Source organism: Sphingomonas jejuensis, from assembly GCF_011927695.1.
GTDB lineage: Bacteria > Pseudomonadota > Alphaproteobacteria > Sphingomonadales > Sphingomonadaceae > Sphingomonas_K > Sphingomonas_K jejuensis.
In genome coordinates, this window is record NZ_JAATJE010000002.1 from 330,215 (window position 1) to 354,035 (window position 23,821).

Below are 23,821 nucleotides of genomic sequence, written 5' to 3' on the forward strand. Positions count from 1 at the left end.
TCCGGAGACTTGCATGACCGACACCGCCATCCAGACCCGCCGCCGCGAGATCGCGACCGAGCATCTGCTGTTCAAGCTGATCGAATATGTCGAGGGCCAGCATCCCGGCCTGCTCGACACGTTGGAGCAGAGCCTCGATCATCTCGGCGATCCCGCCGACGACGACAGCAAGGATGACGAGGCGGTGCGACAGATCGCGCGGCGCATGATCGCCGGGGCACGCGCGGAGACCGGCGGCGGCGCCAAGCGCTGACGAACGAAACCCCGGCGCTCCTGGTAGGGAGCGCCGGGGCCGTTTACGCGAACGTTACTTACGTATTCGCTTAGCGCAGCAGGCTCAGCACGTTCTGCTGGCTCTGGTTCGCCTGGGCGAGCATGGCGGTCGCCGCCTGGCCCAGGATCTGTGCCTTCGCCAGGTTCGTGGTCTCCGTGGAGAAGTCCGCGTCCTGGATGCGGCTGCGCGCATCGGTCAGGTTGGTCGACTGCGTGTTCAGCGAGTTGACCGTCACCTCGAGGCGGTTCTGGATGGCACCCAGATCGCCACGCTTGGCCGACACCGTGTCCAGTGCCTTGTCGATCACCGAGAGCGCCGCCGAGGCCGCGTTCTGGCTCGAGATGTCCAGGTCGAACGATACGCCGTCAGCACCCTGGGCGCTGAAGCCGGCCGCGGTCGGGTTGGTGCCACCGATCTTCACCGCGCCGCCGCTGTTCGACGACAGGATCAGGCGGTTGTCGTTGGCGTCGTCCAGGACGGACGCCGACACGCCGGTTTCGGCCGACTTGGCGTTGATCGCAGCGGCGAATGCCGTGGCGTTCTGCGCCGCGGTGCCGGCATCGGCGATCGCGCCGATGTTGACGCCGTTGATGGTCAGCTGGCCATCGGTGACCGCGGAGGCATCGGTGAGCGCCGCGCCGACATAGCCGGCGCCGTTATACTCGGTGAGGCCGGTGTTGGTGAGCGTGCCGCCGACGGTGAAGTTCTTGCCGTCGCTGCTCTTCAGCGAGACATAGCCGTCGGTCGATGCGATCGTCGAGAAGCCGGTCGTCGAGATGGCTTCACCGGTCTTGTTGGCGAAGCTGATCTTGTTGTCCGTGCCGAGCGAAGCCGTGACGCCATATTCGGCGGAGTTGCGGTTGACGAGGTCGACGAACTCAGCCGCAGTTGCCGCAGAACCGACAGCCTTGCCGTTGATGGTGCCGCCAACGACGGCGCCGGTGAAGGCGGCCGAGGTGGTGACGCTGTTGAACGCGGTGGCGGTGATGCCGGTGCGCGAGCTGTTGCCGTTGACGAGCGAGGCGAGCTCCTTGGCATTGTTCCAGCTGACGTTGGCGGTGCCGGCGAACGCCGCAACGCCGTTCAGCGTGACCGAATTCGGAGCAACGGGCCCGCCGTCACCGACGCGACCGGACACGACGCCGCCGGTGCCGGTGGTCAGGCCCAAATCATCGGCCGACATGCTGGTGAGGTTCACGGCGATCGTGTCGCCCGAGTTCACGCCGGTCTGCAGGTTCAGCGACTTCACCGAACCGTCGAGCAGCTTCAGGCCGTTAAAGTTGGTGGTCTTCGAAATGTCGTTGATCTGCTCGACCAGCTGGTTGGTCTCGGCCTGCAGAGCGCTGCGCTCCGACGTGCCGAGCGTGGCGTTGGCCGACTGCACCGCCAGCTCCTTGACGCGCTGGAGCATGTTGGTGACTTCGCCGAGCGCGCCTTCTGCGGTCTGCGTCATCGAGATGCCGTCAGACGCGTTGCGGACCGCGACAGCGAGGCCGCGGATCTGGCTGGTCATGCGGCTCGAGATGGCGAGGCCGGCGGCGTCGTCCTTGGCCGAGTTGATGCGCTGGCCGGTCGACAGGCGCTCCATCGCCGTCTGCAGCTGGGTCTGTGCCGTGCGCGAGCCCGCCTGGGCGCGCAGTGCGGCGACGTTGGTTCCGATCATGGTCATCTTTGGGGTCTCCGTTCAGATCTGGCTGCCGCTCCTTCCTCGCCTCGTTTCCGAAACCGGAACGGAGCCAGAGCCGCCACAGCCTGAAACGGCCGTCGACCCGGCGACTTAAGCCCGATTTTGACTGCCCCTCACGTGGGCGTGCCCGCGTCGCGCGCGATCTTTTTGACCGTGCGGTCAGGATCGGGCGGGGCCTTAACCCGTCGTTTACTCCGTTAACCAGATAAGCGCCGGACCGGCCGAGGCTTTGCCGGTGACACGGGGGTTCGATGCCGACGATTCACACCAGCAAGACGGCCCAGGCGCGCTACCCGCTGCTGGGATCGTGGCTGCGGGGCCTCGGCCTCGACGTCGCCCCCGCCGGCACCGCGCGGGCGGAGGCCGGGGACATCCACCTCCATGCCGACGACGAGCCGATGCCCGCCGCGCGCGGTGTCGTCGCGCTCGGCGACACGGCCACCCGCATCGTGCAGACCGGCGGCGACGGCATTGCCGCGCGCCTCGCCTTCGGGGCGGACGACATGCTGTTCGGCCACGCCTTTGCCGCCGCGCTGGTGCGCGGTGCCGATCGCCCGACCGCGGCCGACCCCGCCAGCCTGGCGCTGCTCGCCCTGGCCGAGCGCGTTGCGGCCAGCGACATCACCGTGCTGGTGAACGGCCCGACCGGCACCGGCAAGGAAGTGCTCGCCCGCCACATCCACATCCATTCGTCGCGCGCCGCCGGGCCGTTCGTGGCCGTGAACTGCGCCGCCTTGCCCGAAGCGATGCTGGAAGCGCTGCTGTTCGGCCACACCAAGGGTGCCTTCACGGGCGCGACCGGCGCCGCGCAGGGCTTCTTCCGCGCGGCCAACGGCGGCACGCTGCTCTTGGACGAGATCGCGGAAATGCCGCTGGCGCTGCAGGCGAAGCTCCTTCGCGTGCTGCAGGAGCGGGAGGTCGTTCCGCTGGGCGCGACCGCGCCGGAGTCGGTCGACGTTCGCGTCATCGCCTGCGCCAACCGCGACCTGCCGGGCGAGGTGGCCGAGGGCCGCTTCCGCGCCGATCTCTACTACCGCCTGTCCGTGTTCCCGCTGTCCACCGTGGCGCTTGCCGATCGGCGGCAGGATGTCGCCGCGCTCACCGCAGCGATGATCCTGCGTCATGCGCCCGCCGGCAAGCCGGCGCCGTGGCCGACGCTCGACGCGCTCGACAAGCTCTTGGCCCATGACTGGCCGGGCAATGTCCGCGAGCTGGAGAATGTGGTTCAGCGCGCGCTGCTGCTCGCCCCCGGCGACCGCATCGATGCCGACCACATCCTGTTCGACCAGGCCGCGCGCATCCCCGTGCAGCCGACCACCGTCACGCCGATCGACGCCGGGCTCGACCCCTCGCTCGGCGGGCGCGTCAGGATGACCGAATATCAGGCGATCCGCGACACGCTGGCGGCGTGCGGCGGCAACCGCCTGGAAACTGCACGCCGGCTCGGCATCTCGGAGCGCACGCTCCGTTATCGCCTCGCCCGCATCCGCGCCGACGGCGGTGAGCTGCCGGCGCCCACTCGGAGCATGTTCGGATGAGCATTTCTGGCATCGGCGGCGGCGGCGCGATGGGCGTCGACCGTGTCATGGCGCTGCGCGCCCAGATCCTGGAGCGCAACGAAGCGCTGCAGCGCGCCAACAGCGTCCAGCCCGGCGGCACTGCGGGCGTCCAGCCGCAGGCCCCGCGCGAGGGCGGCTTTGCTGCCACGATGGAGGCCGCGCTCGCCAAGGTGAACGACAGCCAGAACGCCGCGCAGGCGGCGTCCGCCGCCTATGAGCGCGGCGAGACGATCGACGTCGCCCGCGTGATGCTGGCGCGTCAGGAAGCCTCGATCGGGTTCGAGGCGACCTTGCAGGTCAGGAACAAGCTGCTGACCGCGTACAAGGACATCATGAGCATGCCGGTCTAATCCATGGCATCCCAGGCCCTCACCCCGGCGGACGGAACCGCCCTTGTCGCCCAGCCCGCGCCGGCCGCACCGGCGCGTTTCGGCGCGCTTGCGCCCTTGCAGGGCTTTCTGAAGCAGCCGGCGGTGAAGCGCAGCCTGCCGCTGCTCGCCGCCCTGGCGCTGCTCGGCATCGCCGCGCTCGCCTGGTCGATGCTGGCCTCGCCGCCGCAGAAGATCCTGTTCTCCGGCCTCGCGGATGCGGACAAGGCCGCCGTCAGCGAGGCGCTGACGCAGGGCGGTATCGCCAACACGGTTGATCCGTCCACCGGCACGCTCACGGTGGCCGAGGACGATTATTACCGCGCCCGCATGCTGATGGCGCAGCAGGACCTGCCCAAGGCGGCGCCCGGCGGCTATGCGATCCTCGATCAGCTGCCGATGGGCGTCAGCCGCGCGGTGGAAGGCGAGCGCCTCCGCCAGGCGCGCGAAACCGAGCTCGCCCGGTCGATCGAGGAGATCGATTCGGTTGCGGACGCGCGCGTCCACCTCGCGATGCCGGAAGCCAGCGTCTTCGTGCGCGAGGCCGCCGCGCCATCCGCGTCCGTGATCGTGCGGCTGAATGCCGGACGCTCGCTGACGGAGGCGCAGGTCCGCTCCATCGTCAACCTGGTCGCGTCGTCCGTGCCGGGCATGCAGCCCGATGCCGTCACCATCGTGGACGGCGCGGGCCAGCTGCTGACCCGCCGCGCGGGCGATCCGGCCGCAGGTGCCAGCGACGAGCGCATCGAGTTCCAGGCCCGCGTGGAGGACAAATATCGCGCCCAGCTGACCCAGCTGCTGACACCGCTGGTCGGCGCCGGTAACTTCACCGCGGAGGTTCAGGCCGACGTCAATCTCGACCAGAGCGAGTTGGCGCGCGAAAGCTTTCAGCCCCAGGGCACGGTGCGGGCTGAGCAGGAAAGCTGGACCGCGAACGGCCAGGGCGACCCGAGCGGCATGGGCATCCCCGGCACGCTCGCCAACCAGCCGCCAACCGCGACCCAGGTGCGTGCCGACGGCGGCGCCGTGACCCCGACCGCACCGGGTGCGGAAGGCGCCGCGCAGGCGGCAGCCGGCGGTCGCACCTCCAGCCAGATGTCGCGCAACTACGAGGTCGGAAAGGAAGTCAGCGTCACCCGGGCCGCACCCGGCGGTGTCCGCCGCGTGTCCGTCGCGGTGGTGCTCCGCGATCCGGAAGGCGCCAAGCCGCGGAGCGCGCAGGAACTGCAGCAGCTTACCAATCTGGTTCGTGCAGCCGTCGGCTTCGATCCGGCCCGCAACGATCAGGTGACGGTGATCTCCAGGCCCTTCCAGGGTGCCGCCGCCGCCGAGGAGAACGCTGCGCCTTGGTACGAGGCCGGCTGGGTGCCGCTTGTCGCGCGCAACGCCACCGCGCTCGTCATCGCGCTGCTGATCCTGTTCCTGGGCATCCGGCCGCTGGTCAAGTCCATGACCCGCAAGAAGGATCCTGCGGCCATGACTGTCGGCGCAAACGAATCGATCCGGCTGGAGGACGGCACCGTGGTTCCCGCGGCCGCCTTTGCCGGTGGCGAGCGTCCGCCGGTCAGCATCGAGATGCTCGACAGCGCCCGCGGCTATGACGACAAGGTGTCGCTGGTCCGCGACTTCACCCGCGACAACCCGGCGCGCGCCGCGCTTGCCGTGCGCGACATGATCCAGAACGCGCAGCCCACGGGAGCCCGCTGATGGACGCCGCAGCCGAGGTGAAGCCGATGAGCGGCGTCGAGCGCGCCGCCGTGCTGATGATGCTGGTGGGCGAGGAGGAGGCCGCCGCCATCCTCCAGAAGCTTGAGCCCGATGAGGTCCGCCAGCTCGGCACCGCCATGTTCGCGGTGGCCGATGTGGCCGAGCCGCAGGTGGCGGGCGTGCTCGACGATTTCGTCGCCAAGGCCAAGGATCGCACCGCGATTGGCTTCGATCCGCGCCCGAAGATCCAGGGCATGATGACCCGCGCGCTGGGGCCGGACAAGGCGGACAGCGTGCTCGCCCGCATCACCCCGCGCGAGGAGGCGTGCGCGATCGACCTGCTCGACTGGATGGAGGCCGGCGAGATCGCGGCCATCGTCGCGGCCGAACATCCGCAGGTCGCCGCCGTGATCGTCGCCAACCTCGATCCGGCAGTCGCCGCCGACGTGCTGCAGGCACTGCCGGACGCGCAACAGCCCGACATCCTCCACCGGGTGGCAAAGCTCGGCCCCGTGCCGAACGACGCGATCGACCTTTTGAAGACCGTGCTGGCCGGACGTGCGGGCCAGGCGCGCACCCCGGCGGCGATCCCGCTGGGCGGCACGCGCGAGGCGGCGGCGATCATGAACAACGCGCGCCGCGCGACCGAGCAGAAGGTGATGCCCAAGCTCCACAAGCTGGACAAGGACGTCGCCCGGGCGATCGAGGAGGAGATGTTCGTGTTCGAGAACCTGCTCGACATGGACGACAAGAATCTCGGCACGCTCATCCGCGGCATCTCCGCCGACACGCTCGGCCTCGCGCTCAAGGGCGTGGAGGAAGCGCAGCGCGGCCGGTTCCTGGGCTGCATGTCGGCGCGCGCCGCCGACGGCATCCGCGACGAGATGGAAGCGCGCGGTCCGGTCCGCCTGTCCGAAGCGCTGGAAGCGCAGAAGGCGATCCTCGTCACTGCCCGCCAGATGGCGAAGGACGGGCTGATCATGCTGTCTTCGAAGGACGACGATTTTGTCTAAGGGGTTTGCGGCGGGGCTTGCCGCCCGCACGGTCGACGCGTCCACCATCGGGCAGATCATGGCCGGCATGCGCGGCTTCGCGCCCGTGTCGCCCGGCGGATCCGCGCCAGCTACCGCGGCCGAGCCGCGCCACTTCCAGCCGGCCGCGCCGGGCACCAACCCGACAGCGGGCTGGGACATGTTCGATGCCGACGCCGACGGTCATGCCGTCGAGATGCCGGACGCCGCGGAGATCGCGATCGAGGCCGCGCGCGCCGAGGGCTATGCGCTCGGCATCGCCGCCGGCGAGGCCGCCGCGCACGCCGCGCATAGCGCGAACGACGAGGCGACCGCCATGCTGACGGCAGCGCTGTCCCGCCTGCGCCCGTTCGACCAGGAACAGCTGGCGCAGCGGCTCGGCCGCACCGTGCTCCATCTGGTCAGGCAGATGGTGGGCGAAGCCGCGGTCGATGCCGATCGGCTGGCGGCGCGCATCAAGGCGGCGGCGGCGCTGCTGTCCGACAGCGCCGGCGCCGGCATCCTCCACCTCAACCCGGCGGACCTGCCGCTGGTGGAGGGCCTGGTGCCCGAGCCGCTGTTCGCGATCGCCGATCCGGCCCTGCCGCGCGGCGGCCTGCTGCTCGAAAGCCGCGACGCGGTGATCGAGGACGGGCCGGAGCAGTGGCTCCAGCAGCTTTCCGCCGCGCTCGACCGTGTTCCGTTGCCGGACGTGCCGGCGTGCTGAAGGGGTTCGCCGACGATTATCTCGACGCGCTCTGCGTCACCGTTCCGCCGCTGCCGGAGGTCACCGGCCGGCTCGCCTCCTATGACGGGCTGCTGATGGAGGCGGTGGGCCTGTCCGTTCCGGTCGGCACGCTGTGCCGGGTGGGATCGGGCGCCGGCGCGATCGAGGCCGAGGTGATCGGCTTCCGGTCCGGCCGCACGCTGATGATGAACCTGGGCGGCCCCGCGCCGCTCCTCCCCGACGCGCCGGTGAAGCCGGTCGGCGGGCCGGGTGAGGCGCAGGTCGGCGCCGCGCTGCTCGGCCGCGTGGTCGACGGTGCAGGCCGCCCGATCGACAATCAGGGGCCGATACGGGGCGCAAAGAGCTGGCCGATCGCCGGCCGTCACCAGAACCCGCTGGATCGCGGCCGCGTGCTGGAACCGCTCGATGTCGGCGTCCGCGCGATCAACGGCCTGCTCACCGTGGGCAAGGGGCAGCGCATCGGCATCATGGCCGGCTCCGGCGTCGGCAAGTCGGTGCTGCTGGGCATGATCGTGCGATCGGTGAAGGCCGATGTGGTGGTGGTCGGCCTGATCGGCGAACGCAGCCGCGAGGTCACCGATTTCCTCGAAACCAAGATCTCGGGCGAGGCACGCGCCCGCTCCGTCGTGGTGGCGGTGCCCGCCAACCATTCGCCCGTGCTCCGCATCCGCGGCGCCATGCGCGCCACGGCGATCGCGGAGGGTTTCCGCGCGGAAGGCAAGAACGTCCTCCTGATCCTCGATTCGCTCACCCGCGTCGCCCATGCCGGGCGCGAGATCGGCCTGGCGCTGGGCGAGCCGGCATCCGCGCGCGGCTATCCGCCGTCCGCCATCGCCATGCTCCCCAACCTGATCGAGCGGGCAGGCGTCGACGCGCATAGCGGCGGATCGATCACCGCCATCTACACCGTGCTCGCCGACGGCGACGACGGGTCGGACCCGGTTGTGGATTCGGCCCGCTCCATCCTCGACGGGCACATCGTGCTGTCGCGCGCGCTTGCCGAACGCGCGGTCTATCCCGCGATCGACATCGGCCCCTCGGTCAGCCGCGTGATGACGGACATCGCCGACAAGCCCCATGTCCGCGCCGCCCGCGTGCTGCGCCGGCATCTCGCGACCTATGAGGAAAACCGCGACCTGATCCTGATGGGCGCCTATCGCGGCGGAGCGGACCCGGCGATCGACAAGGCGCTCGCCTGCCACCCGGCGATCATGGACTATATCCGCCAGGACGAGGACGAGGCGATCCCGATCGAGGCCGCCGTGGCCGAGCTCACCGGCGTGTTCGGCGACGCGTGAGCCGCGGGCGCTCCGCCGACCGGTTGCGCCGCGTGCTGAAGGTGCGCGGGCTGCAGCTCGACCTCGCCCGCGCCGAGGAGGCCGCCGCCGCGACCGCGCATGGCAGCGCGCAGGCGCTTCGCGACCGCATCAACGCGCTCGGCCGCGACGTCGCGCCCGCCGCCGGTGGCAACAACGGGCTGAACCTGCTCGCCGCCGCGCATTATCGCTCCCGCCTGCAGCGATCGAGCGAGGAAGCGATCCGGCGCGTGCAGATGGCCGGGCAGAAGCTCGATCTCGCCCGCGCCGCCACCGGTGCCGCCAAGCGTGATCATGGCGCGGTGGAAAAGCTGGTCGATCGCGCGCTGGACGTTGAGGCCGCCGCCGCCCGCCGCGCGATGGAAGATGCACCCCAACCCGTGCGGCCGCTGGCACGCTCATTGCAACGCGACGGCTGACCTTACCTCAGCCACGGGCACATGCCTTGCAGACGATCTCCCTGCCAAGCCTTCCGACCGACCTGAACGCCCTCTCCATCCTGGTGGCGGAGGCACCGGCACCGGTCGGCACGGGTGACATCGCCCTCGACTTCGACGCCCTACTGAGGGCGGACGCAGGGCCGGACATGCCGGCGGGCGGAGCGATCGTGCCGGTCGGGCGGCAAGATCTTGCCGCCACCGCGCCGCTCCCGAAGGCGCCGGCGCCCGCGGACAGCAACGAGGATCCGCTCGCCTGGCTCGGCGTCGCGGAGGACGCCGCACCCGAGGACGAGGATGCGGAGCCGGCGCCCGCCGACTTGTCGACCGCCCCTGCCCAGCCCATCGCACCGCCGCCCCTTGCCGCCGCCCCGCCCCGCGACCTGCGGTGGCGCCCGGCCGCGGCGCCGGTCGCGCCCGTGATCGTCGCGGTCGATCCCGCAGCCGCTGCACCCGCCATCGTCCGCGCGACGACGCCGGCGCCCAACCGCGGGATCACGCCGGAGGCGGTGCATGGTGCCGCGCCGGTGGCGATCCTTCCGGCTGACGGGCCATCTGTGGCGCGCCCTGAGCCGCCACGGGTCGATCTGACGGCGGTGAGCCCCCGGGCGCTGACCCAGGCGGCCAAGGCAGACACGCCCGAACAAGCGACGCGCCCGGTTGCGCTGGACGAGGCGCCGACAGCGTCGGCACCGGCGCCCGTTCCAGCCGCCGCAGCGCCGATCGCGGCCCTTCAACCGAGCGGCCAGCCGGGCGCGACACTGAAGGCCGGTGCCTCGCTCCGCGCCGTCGCGGCCGCGATGCCGCGCGCGATCGCGCCGGCACCGGCCGAGGAGTCCTTAGACACGCCGGTCGCCGCGCCGGGCAGCATCGAAGACGAAGCGCCCCGTCCAGACATCAGGCGCCCAGCGGCGCCCGCGGCGGTGAAAAAGGACGCGCCGGTCACGATGACGGCGCCCGCCGCCTTGCCGGTGGCCGCGCCCGCTCCGTCGCCTGCGACAGCGCGGCCAGATGAAGCGAGGTCCGCTGCCCCGATGTCGACGGCACCCGCGACACCCGGCGCACCGCCCGCGAACGTGGCAGCGGCGCCCCCAGCCCTGGCGGCCGCGCCCGCGGCCGGGCCGGTCGCGTCGGAGCCGCCGAAGATCGCAGCTTGGGCGCAGCCGACCGCGCCTGCGCCCGCAGCCGCTCCGATCTCCCACGGGAACGATGATCAGGTGAGCCCGCTGCAGCCGGCCGTCGCACCCGCGCCCGCTGCTCCGTCTGGCGGAACGGCACCGATCGCGACGCCGTCGCTGCCGACGCCCGCCGCAGCCGCCCCCACGCGCACGCCTTCCGTTCCGGCCGAGGCGGCGCAGTCGGCGGTCGCCGTGCCGCTGCCGGCAGCCCCGCTGGCGACGGCGGCGCCGCTGCCTGCCGCCTTTGTCCCGGAAATGCGCCCGGTCGACACCGGACGCGCCGATTGGGTGGAGAGTTTCGTCGAGCGCATCGACCAGGCGCGCGAGGCGCTGGGCGCCCGCACCTCCACCATCCGCCTCGCGCCCGATGCGCTGGGCATGGTCGAGATCCGCATCCGCGAGGATGCCGGCATGCTCCGCGTCGCGCTGACGGCGGAGACCGCCGCCGCCCGGACGCTGCTGTCCGACGCGGCGCCCCGCCTTGCCGAACAGGCGGAAACGCGCGGGCTGCGCATCGCCGAAACCAGCATCACAGCGCCGTCGCGCGCGGCCGATGCCGGCAGCGCGCGTGACGGCAGTCAGGGCCGCCCGAGCGATGCCGGTGCCGGCAGCCGTGGCGCGGAGGCGGACACCGGGCGTGACCGGCGGCCCGATCGGCCCGACCGCCAGATCCCGGACGCGCCGGCCTCCGCCTTCGGAGGTGAGGAGCACGCGGCCCTCGCCGCCGACGCCGCAGCCCGCATCGCCTGATCCCCATTTGACCAAGGACCAAGACCATGAGTGACGCACCTGAAACACCGAAGAAGAAGAAGAAGGGCAAGCTCGGCCGCTTGCTGATCCTCGGCTTCGGCGCGGTGCTGCTGCTTGGCGGCGGCATCGGCGCGGGCCTGTTCTTTTCCGGCGCGCTCGGCAGCAGCAAGGCGCATGCGGAGGAAGTCGACCCGAACAAGCCGCAGCTCGTGCCCCGCGGCGGCGAGCATGGCGAGGGCGGCGAAGGCGACGAGTATGAATCCTCCTACCAGCCGCTGGAAAAGGAGTTCACCTCCAACCTCAAGGACAGCACCCATTTCGTGCAGATGGGGATCGCCGTCGGCACCAATTACGATGCCCGCGTGCTGGAGAACGTGACCAAGCACGAACTCGCGATCCGCTCCGCCGTGCTGATGACCATCAGCGAGACGGAAGAGGACCAGGTGTTCACCACCGAGGGCAAGGAGCAGCTGCAGCGTCGCCTCGTCCAGACAATCAACCATGTTCTGGAGGAAAAGACGGGTTTCGGCGGGGTTGGTAACGTCTACTTTACCAATTTCATTGTTCAGTAACCATGAAAGATGGTTACCGAATCATCCCCGATGGCCGACCGGGCCGGCGCCTCACGCGGCGCCCAGAACAGCGCTCAGCATAGCGCTGCGCTGGGCGCGCCGTCGGCCAACCTGCTGGGTGACCTCCACGCGCTCCAGATGATGGGCGAGCATCTCGCCCGGTCGATGCGCACCCTGTTCGAGCCTGTTTTGCGCCGCCCGGTGAAGCTTGCCGCCGAGCCGATCAAGATCGTCCGGTTCGAGGATTATGCCGACGGCCGGGGCGAGCGGCTGGGCGCGCACATGCTGCTCACCATGGCACCGCTTGCCGGTCAGGCGCTGGTCGCGCTCGACGGCGCGCTGGTGCTGGAGCTGACGGACCTGTTCTTCGGCGGCACCGGCCAGGTGCCCTCCCCTCTGCCGGCCGAGTTCGCGCCATCAAGCGAGGCGATCGCACAGCGCATCACCGCCGGCCTGGCCGACCGCATGGCGGCGGCGTGGCGGGACCTGAGCGACATCCGCTTCGTGCCCGGCCGGCTTGAAGGGCATATCGGCATGCTGAGCCATGTCGAGCCGGATGACCGGCTGGTGCTCACCCGCTTCCAGCTGCAGCTGACCGAGACGCGCCGCAGCGCGGTCGACATCCTTTATCCGGTCGCCAGCCTGAAGCCGATCGCGCCCGCGCTCTGCGCAAAGGTGCAGGGCAAGAAGGCCGGCGGCGACCCGGCCTGGATGGCGTCCCTGACCCGCGCCGTGATGGACGTGCCGCTGCCCGTTCGCTCCGTGCTGGCGGAGCCGGTCATTCCGCTGTCGCGCCTAATGGCGCTGCAGCCGGGCGACATCATCCCGATCAGCTTCGGCACCGACGTGCCGCTGATCGTGGCCGACAACCGCTTCGCGGTCGGCGCGGTGGGGGCGGCCAATGGCCATGCCGCCGTTCGCGTTTCCCGCATCGCCACCCCTGACACCGAGGACCTTCGATGAACGACATGAGCGGCGGCTTTCCCGTGGACGCGGGGCTCGCCAACAATTTCAGGCTGCTCCAGGATGTCGACGTCCGCCTGTCGGTGGAGGTGGGCGCGACCCGGCTGAAGCTGCGCGAGCTGCTGGCGCTGGGCGAAAGCTCCGTGGTCGAGCTCGACCGTCAGGCGAACGAGCTTCTGGACGTGCTGGTCAACGGCACGCTCATCGGCCGCGGCGAGGTGGTGACGGTGGGCGACCGCTTTGGCATCCGCATCACCGAACTGGCCGACCCGAAGGCGGGGGCCGCCCTCTCGTGATCTGGTCCTATGTCCTGAAGCTGGTGATCCTGCTGCCGCTCGTCTGCGGCCTGCTGGTCGGCTGCCTTTACCTCTGGCGCAAGCTGGAGGCGCGTCTGCCCGGCGCGCCCACCACCCGCTCCATTGCCGTGCGGGAGACCATGATGGTTTCCGCCGGCACCCGCCTGGCCGTGATCGAGTTCGAGGGCGCCAAGCTCCTCGTGTCGGTCGGCCGCGGCGGCGTCTCGCTTCTCGACAAGGTCGACCGCCCCCATGTTCGCTAGGTCCTCCGTTCAGCGGCAGGCGCGACGCCCGTGGCTGGCGCTCCTTGCCGTCCTGCTGATCGCGCTTCTCTGCGCCGCGCCAGCCTTTGCGCAGGCCGCGGCCCCTGTCGCCCCGCCCGTCGCGGCGCCGGCTGCGCCCAACGTCGGTGACGGCCTTGATCGCGCGCTGAACGAGCTTGGCGGCGGCGAGCAGCCGCTGGCGCTGTCGCTCCAGGTGCTGATCCTGATGGCGCTGCTGACGGTGTTGCCGTCGCTGCTCCTCATGATGACGAGCTTCACCCGCATCATCATCGTGCTGTCGATCCTCAGGCAGGCGCTGGGCCTTCAGCAGACCCCGCCGAACCAGGTGCTGGTTGGCCTGAGCTTCTTCCTCACGCTGTTCGTGATGGCGCCCACCATCTCGACCCTCAACGCCCAGGCGGTGGCACCCTATTCGGCCAGCCAGATCGGCGCGACCGAGGCGATCGAGCGCGGCGGCAACGTCATGCACGGCTTCATGATCAAGCAGACGCGCAAGACCGACATCGCGATGTTCTCCAAGATCGCGAACACCGGCCCCTATGCCAACGCCAACGACGTGCCCTTCTCCGTCCTCCTCCCCTCCTTCGTCACGTCGGAGCTGAAGACGGCGTTCCAGATCGGCTTCCTGATCTTCCTGCCCTTCATCGTCATCGACCTGGTCGTCGCATCCGTGCTGATGGCGCTGGGCATGATGATGCTGTCGCCGACGATCATCTCGCTTCCCTTCAAGCTCCTGCTGTTCGTCTTGGTCGACGGGTGGGCGCTGACGATGGGGTCCCTCGCTTCCTCCTTTGCGAGCTGACGACACATGGACGGTAGCTATTTCCTGGGCGTCGGCCGCGACGCGCTGTGGGTGCTGGCGCTGGCATCGGCGCCCATTCTGATCCCCGCTCTCCTGTCGGGCCTGCTGCTCGGCATGGTGCAGGCGGCGACCTCGATCAACGAGGCGACCCTGTCGTTCGTGCCGAAGCTGGCGGTGGTGGGCATCTCGCTCGTCATCTTCGGCGCGCTGATCCTGGGGCTGCTCACCGACTTCACCATCTCGATCTTCGAGCGCATTCCCGATCTGGTCCGCTAAGGGCAGGTCGTCAGGCGCCATGTCCTTCGGCCTCGGCCTCCCGTCCGTTGAACCGGCGCTCTGGGCGCTGATCTTCGTCATGGTGCGGATCGGCGCGACCTTCGTGGCCGCGCCGGTGTTCGGCGCGGTGTCGATCCCGCTCCCCGTGCGGCTGGTGCTGTCGGGCGGGATCGGCGTGCTGGTGGTGAACAACGCGCCCGTCGCGGCGCCGGGCGAGATCTTCACCTTCTCGACGATCCTGGCGGTCATGCAGGAGGCTTTGGTTGGCCTCGCCCTCGGCTTCGTGCTGCAGATCGCGTTCGCCGCACCGCTCCTGGCGGCGGAGGCGATCGGCGGCGGCATGGGGCTGGGCTTCGCGCAGGCCGTGGACCCTCAGAACGGCGCCTCCACCCCCGCGCTCGGCCAGTTCCTGTCGATCGTCACCACGCTGCTGTTCCTGGCCGTGGACGGGCACCTCGTCCTCGTCGACCTGCTGGTGCGCTCCTATGACGCGCTGCCACCGGGCGAAGCGTGGCTGTCGCCGGATCGGCTGCGCGGCATCGCCATGTTCGGCGGCTATGCCTTTGCCGCAGGGCTGCTGCTCGCGCTGCCGGTCGGCTTCATCCTTCTGGTGCTCAACATGATCGTCGGCATGCTCAGCCGCTCGGCCCCCGCGCTCAACCTGTTCGCGGTGGGCCTGCCGGCCAGCCTGGTGGTCGGCATCATCGCGCTGGCGATCGCATTCCCGGCGATGGGCGATTACCTCGCCATCATCATCCAGGAAGGGCTCGCCGCCGCCGACCGGCTGGTGCTCGGCTGATGTCGGAGAGCGCGGGCGAAAAGACCGAGGCGCCAACCCCGAAGCGGCGCAAGGACGCCGCCGACAAGGGTGAGATCCTCCGATCCAAGGAATTCGCGACCGCCGCCGTGGTGCTGGCGGGCGTGATCTGGCTGGCGATGGCCGGCCCCATGCTGATGGGCGCGTTCAAGGCGCTGCTGACCGAAAGCCTGCAGTTCGACGCGCGCGACGTGAACGACTTCCAGCCGCTCCGCCCGATCCTGGCGGTTGGCGCGTTGCTGGGCCCTGCCATCGCCACGCTGTTCGCGATCACCATCCTGGCCGCCGTCGCCAGCCAGGCCGGGCTCGGCTCCGCGCGCTTCAACGCCAAGATGTTCGAGTTCAAGGGGTCGCGCATCAACCCCGGCGCGGGGCTGAAGCGCATGTTCGGCATGCAGGGCCTGATCGAGCTCGGCAAGTCGCTGTTGAAGGTGGTGCTGCTCGCCGCGATCGGCACCTGGCTGCTGTGGTCGATCGCCGACGATTCGCTGGGGCTGGCGGCGGGCGACCTCCATGCGTCGATCGGCACGATGGGCCATCACTTCATCACCATCCTGCTGGTGATGGCCGGCGGGCTGCTGCTGATCGCCGGCATCGACGTGCCGATCCAGCTCGTCCGGCTGCTCGGCAAGCTGCGCATGACCAAGCAGGAAGTGCTGGACGAGCACAAGGAAGCTGAAGGTCGGCCCGAGATGAAGGCCGCGCAGCGCCGTCGGCAGCACGAGATCACCAAGGGCGGCATGCGCAAGGCCCTGGAGGGCGCGCAGGTCGTGCTGACCAACCCGACGCACTTCGCCGTCGCGCTCCGCTACGATCGCGGGCGCGACGAGGTGCCGGTGGTGGTGGCCAAGGGCCGCGGCGCCACGGCACTCGCCATCCGCGAGGTCGCGGGCGAGAAGCAGATCCCGGTGCTGGAATATCCGGCGCTCGCGCGCGCGGTCTACTATACCAGCCGCGAAGGGCAGCAGGTCCGCGACGACCTGTATCTTGCGATCGCGACCGTGCTTGCCTTCGTGTTCGGCGTGAACCGCGACGCGGGCGGGCAGCAGCCGCATATCCTGGTGCCGGACACCGCGCTGTTCGACGAAAACGGCAAGCGGCAGACGCGGTGAGATGATGCGCGCTTCGCTAAACTCCCGCCGCGCACGGTCGCTTTAGGATCATGGCGACATCCATCACCTCGGCGCTCGGCGGCGGCTCCGGCATCGACACCAAGGCGCTGGTGACGGATCTGGTCGCGGCGCAGTTCGACACCAAGGCGAAGGCGCTGACCGCGCGTGAGGAAAAGCTCACGGCGCAGATCTCCTCGCTGGGGCAGCTGAAAAGCGGCCTCAACGGCTTCGCCACCGCATTGTCCAGCCTGATCTCCGGCGGGACGCTGTCGACCCAGCCGGTCAGCGGCGACAGCAGCCTGTTCACCGCCCGCACCGCCACCGGCGCCACGATCGGCACGCTTTCCCGCGAGCTTGAGGTGCGGCGCCTTGCCGCCGGACAGTCGCTCAGCTCCGCGCCCATCTCCGGCGGTCCCTCGGCCGAAACCGGCACCGGCGCGCTGGTGATCCGCTTCGGGACGCCGACGGTCGACGGCACCGGCGCGATCACCGGCTTCACCGACAAGGCGGGCGCCACCCCCGTCCGGATCCAGATCGAGCCGGGGCAGAACAGCCTCGTCGGGCTTGCCGCCGCCATCAACGCATCGGGCGCGGGTCTTTCCGCCAGCGTGATCGGCGATGGCCAGTCCGCACGGCTGTCGGTGCGCGGCCCGACGGGCGCGGTCAACGGCTTCACGATCACCGCCGAAGAAGGCGCCGTGCCGGGCCTGTCCCGCTTCGAATATCGCAGCGGCGCGCAGGCCATGACGTCCGGCCGCGCCGCCACCGACGCCCTCGTCGCGCTCGACGGGATAGAACAGGCGCGGCCGACCAACAGCATCACCGATCTTGTCGACGGCGTCGTCATCGACCTGGTGAAGGCGGAGGCCGGACGCACCGTGTCGCTGTCCTCCAGCCGCCCGACGGCTGCGATCGGCACGGCCGTCAACGACTTCGTCGCTGCCTTCAACGAACTCCGCACCATCATCCGCACGGAGACCGATCCGGTGACGGGCGCGCTCGGCGGCGACACGGCGGCGCGCGCGCTCTCGCGCCAGCTGGGCAGCCTCACTTCCACCGCGCTTGTCTCCGGGGCTGCGCCGGGCGCGCCGCGGACGCTTGCGGAAATCGGCGTCAGCACCAATCGTGACGGGTCGCTCGCGGTCGACAGCGCAAAGCTGAACGCCGCCATCGCGCGCTGGCCGGACGTGGTGGAGGCGATGTTCAGCCCGCGCCAGGATTCGTCCAGCCCGCTCCTGTCGGTGACCAGCAGCGCCGGCCGCACCGTGCCCGGCAGCTACACGGTCGAAAACCTCGTGCCCGCGACATCGGGCGCCCTGGTCGGCGCGGCGGCGCCCAACGCCTTCGACACGCCGGTGGTGATCGATGCCAGCAACAAGGCGATCACGGTCGTGCTGAACGACGGCTCGCCCATCGAACTCACGCTGGCGGAGGGCAGCTACGACAGCGGCGCTGCGCTGGCCGCCGCCTTCAACCAGGCGGTTGCGGCGAACGTGTCGGCCGCGGGCCGCGTCAGCGCCAGCTGGTCCGACAACCGCTTCACGCTCCGCTCCGCGCTTGAGGGCACCGCGTCAACGGTGGCCGTGACCGGCGGCGACGGCGCGCTTGCCGTCCGGCTCGGCCTGGCGTCGGCCACCGCGACGCGCGGCACGGCGGCATCCGGCAGCATCGCCGGCAAGCCCGCGCTCTATTCGAACGGCATCTTCACCGCAGCCAGCGACAGCCCCGCTGCCGGCCTGTCGCTGCGCGCGTCGGGATCGGTCGCATCCGCGACCATCCGCATTGACCTGGGTCTCGGTGCGGCGCTTACCTCGCTGGCGGCGCGGCTGACGGGGACGACGTCCAGCCTCGCGTCGGCCGAATCGCGCTACGCCGCGGCGCGCAAGGATGTGGCCGAAAGCCAGGAAAAGGTCGCCGAGGCGGCCGAGCGCATGACCACGCAGCTCACCAAGACCTATGCCAGCATGGAAGCCCGCGTCAGCGCCTACAAGGCGACGCAGAGCTTCCTTGAACAGCAGATCGCCGTCTGGACGAAGGACAGCTGATGTACGCTTCCCGCCTGCGCGGCGATCCCGGCGAGATGTACCGGCAGGTCGACGCCAATGGCCGTGTCGGCCAGGCGAGCCCGCACGCCCTCGTCACCGTGCTCTATGACGATCTGCTCCGCGCGCTGCGGCTGGCGGCGCTCGCGTGCGACCGCGGCGACGTGGCCGACCGCAGCGCGCGCGTCACCAAGGCGCTGGCGCTCCTGTTCGCGCTGGAGGCGGGGCTGGACTTCACCCGTGGCGGCGGCGTGGCGGATGCGCTCAGCCGCTTTTATCGCGGTGCGCGGGACAGCATCATGCGGGCAAGCCTGGCGGGCGACGGACAGGGCCTGCGCGATGCCGCCTCCTCCATCGGCGAGATCGCCGACAGCTGGCGCCAGATCGGCCCCGCCTGACCGCAGGAGCCGGGAACGCCGGCCCTTTCCCGCTGGTTTAGGTCGGCAACCCCAAGGTGGAGGATGCCATGACCGACGACCGCAACATCTCAACCGAGCACCAGAAGGACGGCGATGCCAAGCATCCGTCGGATACGCTCAATCGCGACCAGGGCGGTGGCGAGCTGACGCCCAAGGCGCCGTCCCCGTCGCAGGGCACCGACACCGGAATCGGCCAGACCGACGACGCGCGTGCGCCGAAGCCCGGCGACTTCGACCCCGAAAAGGATGCCGGCCGCAACCACAGCGAAGGTCGGCAGATGGACAGCAAGACCGCTGCCCAGGCCAACGAATCGGACACGCCCGATTACAGCTGACCGATTGCGCATCATCGCCGCCGCCGGCGCCGCCCTGATCGGCACGGCGGCGTGCGGCGAGGCACCGGGCGCGCAGGTCGCCGAGCCCGTCCGCGCCGCGCCCGTCGCCACGCGCGGGATTGCGCCAGCCGGGCTCGCGGCGCTCAGGGCGGAGGCAGCGTCGCTGCCGCGGCTCCATGCCGTCATCGTCGCGCGTGATGGCGATGTTGAGCTGGCCGAGGCGTTTCGCGGCCCGGCGCTCGACCGCCCCGTGAACATCAAGTCCGCCTCGAAGACGATTCTGGCGACGCTGACCGGTATCGCCATCGACCGTGGCGTGCTCAGCGGCACCGACCAGAAGATCGCGCCGATTCTGTCCGCCTCGCTGCCGGCCGACCCCGATCCGCGGATCGCCGAAGTCGATGTCGGGCACCTCCTGTCGATGCGGGCGGGCCTCGGCCCCACCTCCGGCGCGAACTACGGCGCCTGGGTGTCCAGCCCCAACTGGGTGCGCGCGGCGCTGGCCCGCCCGTTCGAGGACGTGCCGGGCGGCCGCATGATCTATTCCACCGGCTCGTCGCACCTGATGTCGGCGGTGCTCACCCGCGCATCGGGCCGATCGACGCTGGCCCTCGCGCGCGACTGGCTGGGCGAGCCGCTCGGCATCGAAATCCCGTCCTGGCCCGCCGACCCGCAGGGCATCTATTTCGGCGGCAACGAGATGCGGATGAGCCCGCAGGCGCTGCTCGCTTTCGGGGAGATGATCCGCCGCGGCGGCACCGCCGCCGACGGCACCCGCGTCGTTCCCGCCGCCTGGATCGCCGACAGCTTCCGCGCGCGCGGCACGTCGCCGTGGAGCGGCAACGGCTATGGCTATGGCTGGTTCACGCGGGAGTCCAACGGCCATCCGGTGCATTTCGCCTGGGGCTATGGCGGGCAGATGCTGTTCCTGGTGCCGAGCCTGAACCTGACGGTGGTGATGACGTCAGATCCGTCGCCTCGACCGCGCGACGATCATGTCGGGCGGCTGCAGGGCCTGCTCGACCGCCACATCGTGCCTGCCGCGATCGCCGGTCGGCTGAGGCGCCGAGGCTCAGCCGACCGGCAGGCCGCGGGCGCGCGCCAGCGTCTCCGCCGCCATCCGCCGTGCCGTTTCGCGCGGCAGCCCTAGCGCGCTCGCCATCGCGCGCCCCAGAAGCGCATCGCCCAGCGCCGCCATGACGAGCTGCAGCGTCAGCTGCGGGATGTCGGCCTCCCCGGTCGCGCCCAGCTCGTCAACCAGCCGGTGAATCGCCTCCAGGATCGGATCCAGCGCATCCTCGTTGCCCGACAGGATCATCCAGGACGCCAGCGCGCCCGCGCCCTCCTTGTCGAAGGCATCGAAGGTCAGGTCGACAACGTCGCGCGCCGATCCCTGGCCGCTCCTCGCCTTGACCACCGCCGCGCCGATGCTGGCGGTGATCGTCTCCGCCATTGTTTCGGCCAGCGCGCGCTGCAGGCCCGCGGCCGAACCGAAATGGTGGAGCAGATTGGCGTGCGTCCGCCCGATACGCCCGGCCACCGCCTTCAGCGTGACGGCGCCGGGACCCGCCTCGATCAGCAGCTCGCGCGCCGCGGCCAGGGCGCGCGCGCGGCTTTCGTCAGGCGACAGACGGCGTGCCGCTATTGACATTTGTGTAAGCAGGTGGCATCAGGCATCGATAGCATGGAGCATGTTCCGATGAGCTTGGCAAAGCCCGACGCGCCGATCCGCACCCACAGCAAGACGCCCGCCGATCTGGCGATCACGCCGCGCGACGTGCGCTTCGGCCGCGGCAAGACCCCGGCAAAGTGGTGGGCGAAGGGCGATCCCATCGCCACCGCCGTCTACAACGCGCTGTCCGTAACCTTTCCGAAGGGCGAGGCCTATTTCTGCGAAAGCGTGAAGGCGCACCGCGACGGCACGCCGCCCCGGCTGGAGGCCGAGATCAACGCCTTCGTGAAGCAGGAGGTGATCCACAGCCGCGAGCATGTCGCGCTCAACCGCCATGTCGCCGACCATTACGACCTCAAGCCGCTGGAGGATCATGTCGACGCGGCGCTCGCCCTGACCAAGGGCCGGCCGCCGATCGCCAACCTCGCCGCGACCATGGCGCTGGAGCATTACACCGCGATCCTCGCGCACGAGCTTCTGGCCGATCCCCGCCACCTGGACGGGTCCGACCCCGAGATCGCCGCGCTGTGGCGCTGGCACGCCATCGAGGAGATCGAGCACAAGGGCGTCGCGTTCGACACCTGGATGCATGCCACCCGCACCTGGTCGCGCTGGCGCCGGTGGAAGGTGAAGTCGCTGGTGATGCTGATCACCACCAAGCGATTCATCGACGGCCGCTGGAAGGGCATCACGGAGCTGCTGCGTCAGGACGGGCTGACCGGCTGGCGCGTGAAGCTGGCCGTGCTGCGCTACCTGTTTGTGTCGCCGGGCATGGCGCGCAAGGTGTTCGCCGCCTGGGCATCCTATTTCCTGCCGGGCTTCCACCCGTGGAACCACGACGACCGCGAGCTGATCAAGCTGGCCGACAGCGACTATCAGGATGCGATCCTGCCGCGCGCCAAGCAGGCCGCGGCCGCCGCATAAGGCCGCTCAGGACGGCGTGAAGCGCTTCAGCCTGTCGAGCACCTCCGGGTCGTGGATCCGGCGGTAGATGGCCTCGACCAGGCTGAAGGCGCCGAAGATCAGCAGCCCGGCGGCGACGAGCAGGCGGATCGTCTCCGGAAAGCTGTCGAGCGCCTGCTCCGTCCCGCCGGCCGCGCGTGCGCTGTCCAGCCATGCCGCACGGCCGATCAGGAGGCCGGTGGCAACGAAGACCACGCCGCGGGCCAGGTAGCCGAGCCGCCCGGCCCACAGGACCCAGGCCTTTGCGGCGATGTGCGGATCCAGGAACCGCAGGAACGCGCATTTGACGGCACGGGCCAGCTGGACGACGCCGGCGGCCAGCAACACGGCCGCGCCGAGGTAGAGGAGGGCGACGCCGCCAGGCATGGACATGGCCAGGGCGGCAGCCCGCTCGGCCGAGGCCGCATCGCCGGATGGCTCCAGCCCGGACGCCAGGCGCGCGGCGATCCAGCACAGGCCGAGGTGGATCAGACCGGATCCTGCGCCACCGACCCGCGCCAGGATGCCGGCCGCGCCGCTGCCATGTCCCTCCGTATCGGTCACCGCCTCGAACAGGCGCCACGCGCCATAGCCAAGAAATCCGACCGCCATCGTGCCGAGCAGCACGCCGCCGAAGCTGCTGTCGAGGAACCGGAGCGCGCCGAGATTGTCCTCGGTCCGGCCCAGCCGCAGGATCAGGAAGCCGGTTGCCGCATACATCAACGCGCGCGAGGCGAAGCCCAGGCGCGTGAGTGTGTCGAACGGCGTGCGCTCTCCAGCCGCGCTGTGGCTCATGCCCGGACGATCATGGCGTGCGTCGGCGTGTCGCGCGGGCATGAAAAAAGGAGAGGAAGGGCCTCGCCCCGCCTCTCCTCCTCATGATCCGATCGGATCGGAATTACTCGGCGGCCAGCGCCTGACCGTCGACCGAGCAGTACTTCCGGCCGAGCTTGCCCGAATGGAAGCGGACACGGCCGTCGGTCAGCGCGAACAGCGTGTGGTCCTTGCCCATGCCGACGCCGGTGCCCGGATACACCTTGGTGCCGCGCTGGCGGATGATGATGTTGCCGCCGACGACCTCTTCGCCACCGAACTTCTTCACGCCAAGCCGGCGTCCCGCCGAGTCGCGACCGTTGCGGGATGAACCGCCTGCCTTCTTATGTGCCATGGATGGTTACTCCTGCGGCTGGGCGTCGGTGGCCGGGGCCGCCTTGGTCGCCGCGTTCTTCTCGGGGGCGGCCTTGACCGCCGTGGTGTCGCTGTTCGCGTCCGTCGCCCGCACGGTCGACGCCTGCTCGCCCTTGTCGTCGCCGACGTTCAGGATGCGCAGGATCGTGTGCTGCTGACGATGGCCGTTCTTGCGGCGATAGTTGTGGCGGCGGCGCTTCTTGAAGACGATGACCTTCTCGCCCTTCGCCTGCGCGATGATCTCGGCACCGACGGTCAGGCCGCCGACGTCCTTCAGGTCGCCGCCGTCACCCGCGATCAGCACGTCGCCCAGCGACACGCGGTCGCCGGCCTCGCCCGCGATCTTCTCGACGACGATCTTGTCTCCGGCGGCGACGCGATATTGCTTGCCGCCCGTGCGCACGACTGCGAACATGGTCCTCATCACTCTCTAAAGCTGATCCCGCACAAGCGGGGCCGCGAAAGGCAATGCCCCACGCGGGAAAGCACGGCAGCTAGGCAAAGTGCGCCGCTCTGTCAACCGCGCCGTGCCCGAGAAGCGGGACGGAGCGCGGCGCGCCTGCATCTTCCACTTGCGGCCGGGACGCCATATGCCGGTGCCATGACCCGTCTCATTCCCCTCGCCCTGCTGCTGTCGGCGACGACCGCCCACGCAGCGCAGCCCATCAACGGCCGCTGGATCACGCAGGAGGGGGACGCGCTGGTGGAGATCGGCGCGTGCGGCGCCAGCACCTGCGGGCGGATCGCCCGCGTGCTCCGCGCCCGCCCGAACGCCCCCACCACCGACGTCAACAATGGCGACGCGGCGCTCCGCCGCCGGCCGATCGTTGGCCTGCCGGTGCTGACCGACTTCCGGGAGGACGGCGATGCCTGGCGGGGCCGGATCTACGATCCGCGCAGCGGGCGGACCTACCGATCGGTGGTCCGGCGCAACGCGGACGGGACGCTGCGCGTGCAAGGCTGCATCGCGGTCATCTGCCGCACCCAGACATGGCGGGCCGCGCGCTGAACCTGTCACATGATCGACACAGTGCGGACATGAAGCGACAAGTTTTACGCCCGTAAAG

At 70.3% G+C, this 23,821-nt stretch carries 27 protein-coding genes and 2 pseudogenes; 23 read left to right on the forward strand and 6 right to left on the reverse strand.

Annotated elements, in window-relative coordinates; translation table 11 throughout:
• Nucleotides 1–13: 13 nt before the first annotated feature.
• Complete coding sequence (locus GGR88_RS11110) at nt 14–253, forward strand: hypothetical protein (protein ID WP_167954958.1); 240 nt, start codon at nt 14–16, stop codon at nt 251–253.
• 70 nt (nt 254–323) lie between these two features.
• Here GGR88_RS11110 and GGR88_RS15365 read toward each other — a convergent pair.
• A pseudogene (locus tag GGR88_RS15365) lies at nt 324–593 on the reverse strand (flagellin); the annotation flags it as partial.
• A gap of 126 nt (nt 594–719) precedes the next feature.
• Nucleotides 720–1,943 (reverse strand): annotated as a pseudogene (locus GGR88_RS11115) (flagellin N-terminal helical domain-containing protein); the annotation flags it as partial.
• 269 nt (nt 1,944–2,212) lie between these two features.
• On the opposite strand from GGR88_RS11115, the gene GGR88_RS11120 reads away from it, so the two are divergent.
• The 20 genes from GGR88_RS11120 to GGR88_RS11215 all read left to right on the forward strand — a co-directional run bounded on the left by GGR88_RS11120 (nt 2,213) and on the right by GGR88_RS11215 (nt 20,102).
• The gene (locus tag GGR88_RS11120; protein WP_167954962.1) at nt 2,213–3,499 is read left to right on the forward strand and encodes a sigma-54 interaction domain-containing protein; all 1,287 of its coding nucleotides are present in this window, start codon (nt 2,213–2,215) and stop codon (nt 3,497–3,499) included.
• Nucleotides 3,496–3,870: a flagellar hook-basal body complex protein FliE gene (fliE, locus tag GGR88_RS11125; protein ID WP_209023379.1), complete on the forward strand. Its 375-nt coding sequence runs from the start codon at nt 3,496–3,498 to the stop codon at nt 3,868–3,870. The genes GGR88_RS11120 and fliE overlap by 4 nt, the downstream gene beginning before the upstream one ends.
• A 3-nt stretch (nt 3,871–3,873) precedes the next feature.
• On the forward strand, nt 3,874–5,595 hold the full coding sequence (gene fliF, locus GGR88_RS11130; protein WP_167954964.1) for a flagellar basal-body MS-ring/collar protein FliF: 1,722 nt from the start codon (nt 3,874–3,876) through the stop codon (nt 5,593–5,595).
• Nucleotides 5,595–6,608, forward strand: a complete 1,014-nt coding sequence (fliG, locus tag GGR88_RS11135) for a flagellar motor switch protein FliG (RefSeq protein ID WP_167954966.1) — start codon at nt 5,595–5,597, stop codon at nt 6,606–6,608. The genes fliF and fliG overlap by 1 nt, the downstream gene beginning before the upstream one ends.
• Entirely contained in the window at nt 6,601–7,332 is a 732-nt protein-coding gene (locus tag GGR88_RS11140) for a FliH/SctL family protein (protein ID WP_167954968.1), read from the forward strand. Before fliG ends, GGR88_RS11140 begins: the two co-directional genes overlap by 8 nt.
• On the forward strand, nt 7,326–8,651 hold the full coding sequence (locus GGR88_RS11145; RefSeq protein ID WP_167954970.1) for a FliI/YscN family ATPase: 1,326 nt from the start codon (nt 7,326–7,328) through the stop codon (nt 8,649–8,651). Before GGR88_RS11140 ends, GGR88_RS11145 begins: the two co-directional genes overlap by 7 nt.
• On the forward strand, nt 8,648–9,088 hold the full coding sequence (locus GGR88_RS11150; RefSeq protein ID WP_167954972.1) for a hypothetical protein: 441 nt from the start codon (nt 8,648–8,650) through the stop codon (nt 9,086–9,088). The genes GGR88_RS11145 and GGR88_RS11150 overlap by 4 nt, the downstream gene beginning before the upstream one ends.
• Nucleotides 9,089–9,114: 26 nt before the next feature.
• On the forward strand, nt 9,115–11,034 hold the full coding sequence (locus tag GGR88_RS11155) for a flagellar hook-length control protein FliK (protein ID WP_167954975.1): 1,920 nt from the start codon (nt 9,115–9,117) through the stop codon (nt 11,032–11,034).
• A gap of 26 nt (nt 11,035–11,060) precedes the next feature.
• On the forward strand, nt 11,061–11,606 hold the full coding sequence (locus GGR88_RS11160) for a flagellar basal body-associated FliL family protein (RefSeq protein ID WP_167954977.1): 546 nt from the start codon (nt 11,061–11,063) through the stop codon (nt 11,604–11,606).
• A gap of 30 nt (nt 11,607–11,636) precedes the next feature.
• Nucleotides 11,637–12,569, forward strand: a complete 933-nt coding sequence (locus GGR88_RS11165) for a flagellar motor switch protein FliM (RefSeq protein ID WP_245196873.1) — start codon at nt 11,637–11,639, stop codon at nt 12,567–12,569.
• A complete protein-coding gene (gene fliN, locus GGR88_RS11170; protein WP_167954981.1) occupies nt 12,566–12,865 on the forward strand; it encodes a flagellar motor switch protein FliN in 300 nt (99 codons plus the stop codon). The genes GGR88_RS11165 and fliN overlap by 4 nt, the downstream gene beginning before the upstream one ends.
• Nucleotides 12,862–13,128: a flagellar biosynthetic protein FliO gene (locus GGR88_RS11175; protein WP_167954983.1), complete on the forward strand. Its 267-nt coding sequence runs from the start codon at nt 12,862–12,864 to the stop codon at nt 13,126–13,128. Before fliN ends, GGR88_RS11175 begins: the two co-directional genes overlap by 4 nt.
• Nucleotides 13,118–13,951, forward strand: a complete 834-nt coding sequence (gene fliP, locus GGR88_RS11180; RefSeq protein WP_167954985.1) for a flagellar type III secretion system pore protein FliP — start codon at nt 13,118–13,120, stop codon at nt 13,949–13,951. The genes GGR88_RS11175 and fliP overlap by 11 nt, the downstream gene beginning before the upstream one ends.
• 6 nt (nt 13,952–13,957) lie before the next feature.
• Complete coding sequence (locus tag GGR88_RS11185; protein WP_167954987.1) at nt 13,958–14,227, forward strand: flagellar biosynthetic protein FliQ; 270 nt, start codon at nt 13,958–13,960, stop codon at nt 14,225–14,227.
• A gap of 19 nt (nt 14,228–14,246) precedes the next feature.
• A complete protein-coding gene (gene fliR, locus GGR88_RS11190; RefSeq protein ID WP_167954989.1) occupies nt 14,247–15,026 on the forward strand; it encodes a flagellar biosynthetic protein FliR in 780 nt (259 codons plus the stop codon).
• Complete coding sequence (locus GGR88_RS11195) at nt 15,026–16,156, forward strand: EscU/YscU/HrcU family type III secretion system export apparatus switch protein (protein WP_167954991.1); 1,131 nt, start codon at nt 15,026–15,028, stop codon at nt 16,154–16,156. Before fliR ends, GGR88_RS11195 begins: the two co-directional genes overlap by 1 nt.
• Before the next feature lie 50 nt (nt 16,157–16,206).
• On the forward strand, nt 16,207–18,201 hold the full coding sequence (gene fliD, locus GGR88_RS11200) for a flagellar filament capping protein FliD (RefSeq protein WP_167954993.1): 1,995 nt from the start codon (nt 16,207–16,209) through the stop codon (nt 18,199–18,201).
• Nucleotides 18,201–18,596 carry a flagellar export chaperone FliS gene (locus GGR88_RS11205; RefSeq protein ID WP_245196875.1) on the forward strand — a complete coding sequence of 132 codons (396 nt, stop codon included), beginning with the start codon at nt 18,201–18,203 and terminating at the stop codon, nt 18,594–18,596. Before fliD ends, GGR88_RS11205 begins: the two co-directional genes overlap by 1 nt.
• Nucleotides 18,597–18,664: 68 nt before the next feature.
• Nucleotides 18,665–18,952: a hypothetical protein gene (locus tag GGR88_RS11210; RefSeq protein ID WP_167954484.1), complete on the forward strand. Its 288-nt coding sequence runs from the start codon at nt 18,665–18,667 to the stop codon at nt 18,950–18,952.
• A gap of 4 nt (nt 18,953–18,956) precedes the next feature.
• Nucleotides 18,957–20,102, forward strand: a complete 1,146-nt coding sequence (locus GGR88_RS11215; RefSeq protein WP_245196877.1) for a serine hydrolase domain-containing protein — start codon at nt 18,957–18,959, stop codon at nt 20,100–20,102.
• Here the strand turns inward: GGR88_RS11215 and GGR88_RS11220 are convergent.
• Nucleotides 20,025–20,603: a TetR family transcriptional regulator gene (locus GGR88_RS11220; RefSeq protein ID WP_167954997.1), complete on the reverse strand. Its 579-nt coding sequence runs from the start codon at nt 20,601–20,603 to the stop codon at nt 20,025–20,027. The two genes, GGR88_RS11215 and GGR88_RS11220, sit on opposite strands and share 78 nt — an antisense overlap.
• Before the next feature lie 48 nt (nt 20,604–20,651).
• Here GGR88_RS11220 and GGR88_RS11225 point away from each other — a divergent pair, with 48 nt between their 5' ends.
• Nucleotides 20,652–21,548, forward strand: a complete 897-nt coding sequence (locus GGR88_RS11225) for a metal-dependent hydrolase (protein ID WP_167954999.1) — start codon at nt 20,652–20,654, stop codon at nt 21,546–21,548.
• 6 nt (nt 21,549–21,554) lie between these two features.
• On the opposite strand, the gene GGR88_RS11230 is transcribed toward GGR88_RS11225, so the two are convergent.
• The 3 genes from GGR88_RS11230 to rplU form a co-directional block, all read right to left on the reverse strand.
• Complete coding sequence (locus GGR88_RS11230) at nt 21,555–22,361, reverse strand: DUF1206 domain-containing protein (protein WP_167955001.1); 807 nt, start codon at nt 22,359–22,361, stop codon at nt 21,555–21,557.
• A gap of 103 nt (nt 22,362–22,464) precedes the next feature.
• Entirely contained in the window at nt 22,465–22,734 is a 270-nt protein-coding gene (gene rpmA / locus GGR88_RS11235; protein WP_167955003.1) for a 50S ribosomal protein L27, read from the reverse strand.
• Nucleotides 22,735–22,740: 6 nt separating this feature from the next.
• On the reverse strand, nt 22,741–23,169 hold the full coding sequence (rplU, locus tag GGR88_RS11240) for a 50S ribosomal protein L21 (protein ID WP_167956166.1): 429 nt from the start codon (nt 23,167–23,169) through the stop codon (nt 22,741–22,743).
• A gap of 186 nt (nt 23,170–23,355) precedes the next feature.
• Between rplU and GGR88_RS11245 the strand changes: the two genes are divergently transcribed.
• Nucleotides 23,356–23,763, forward strand: a complete 408-nt coding sequence (locus tag GGR88_RS11245; RefSeq protein ID WP_167955005.1) for a DUF2147 domain-containing protein — start codon at nt 23,356–23,358, stop codon at nt 23,761–23,763.
• Nucleotides 23,764–23,821: the final 58 nt, after the last annotated feature.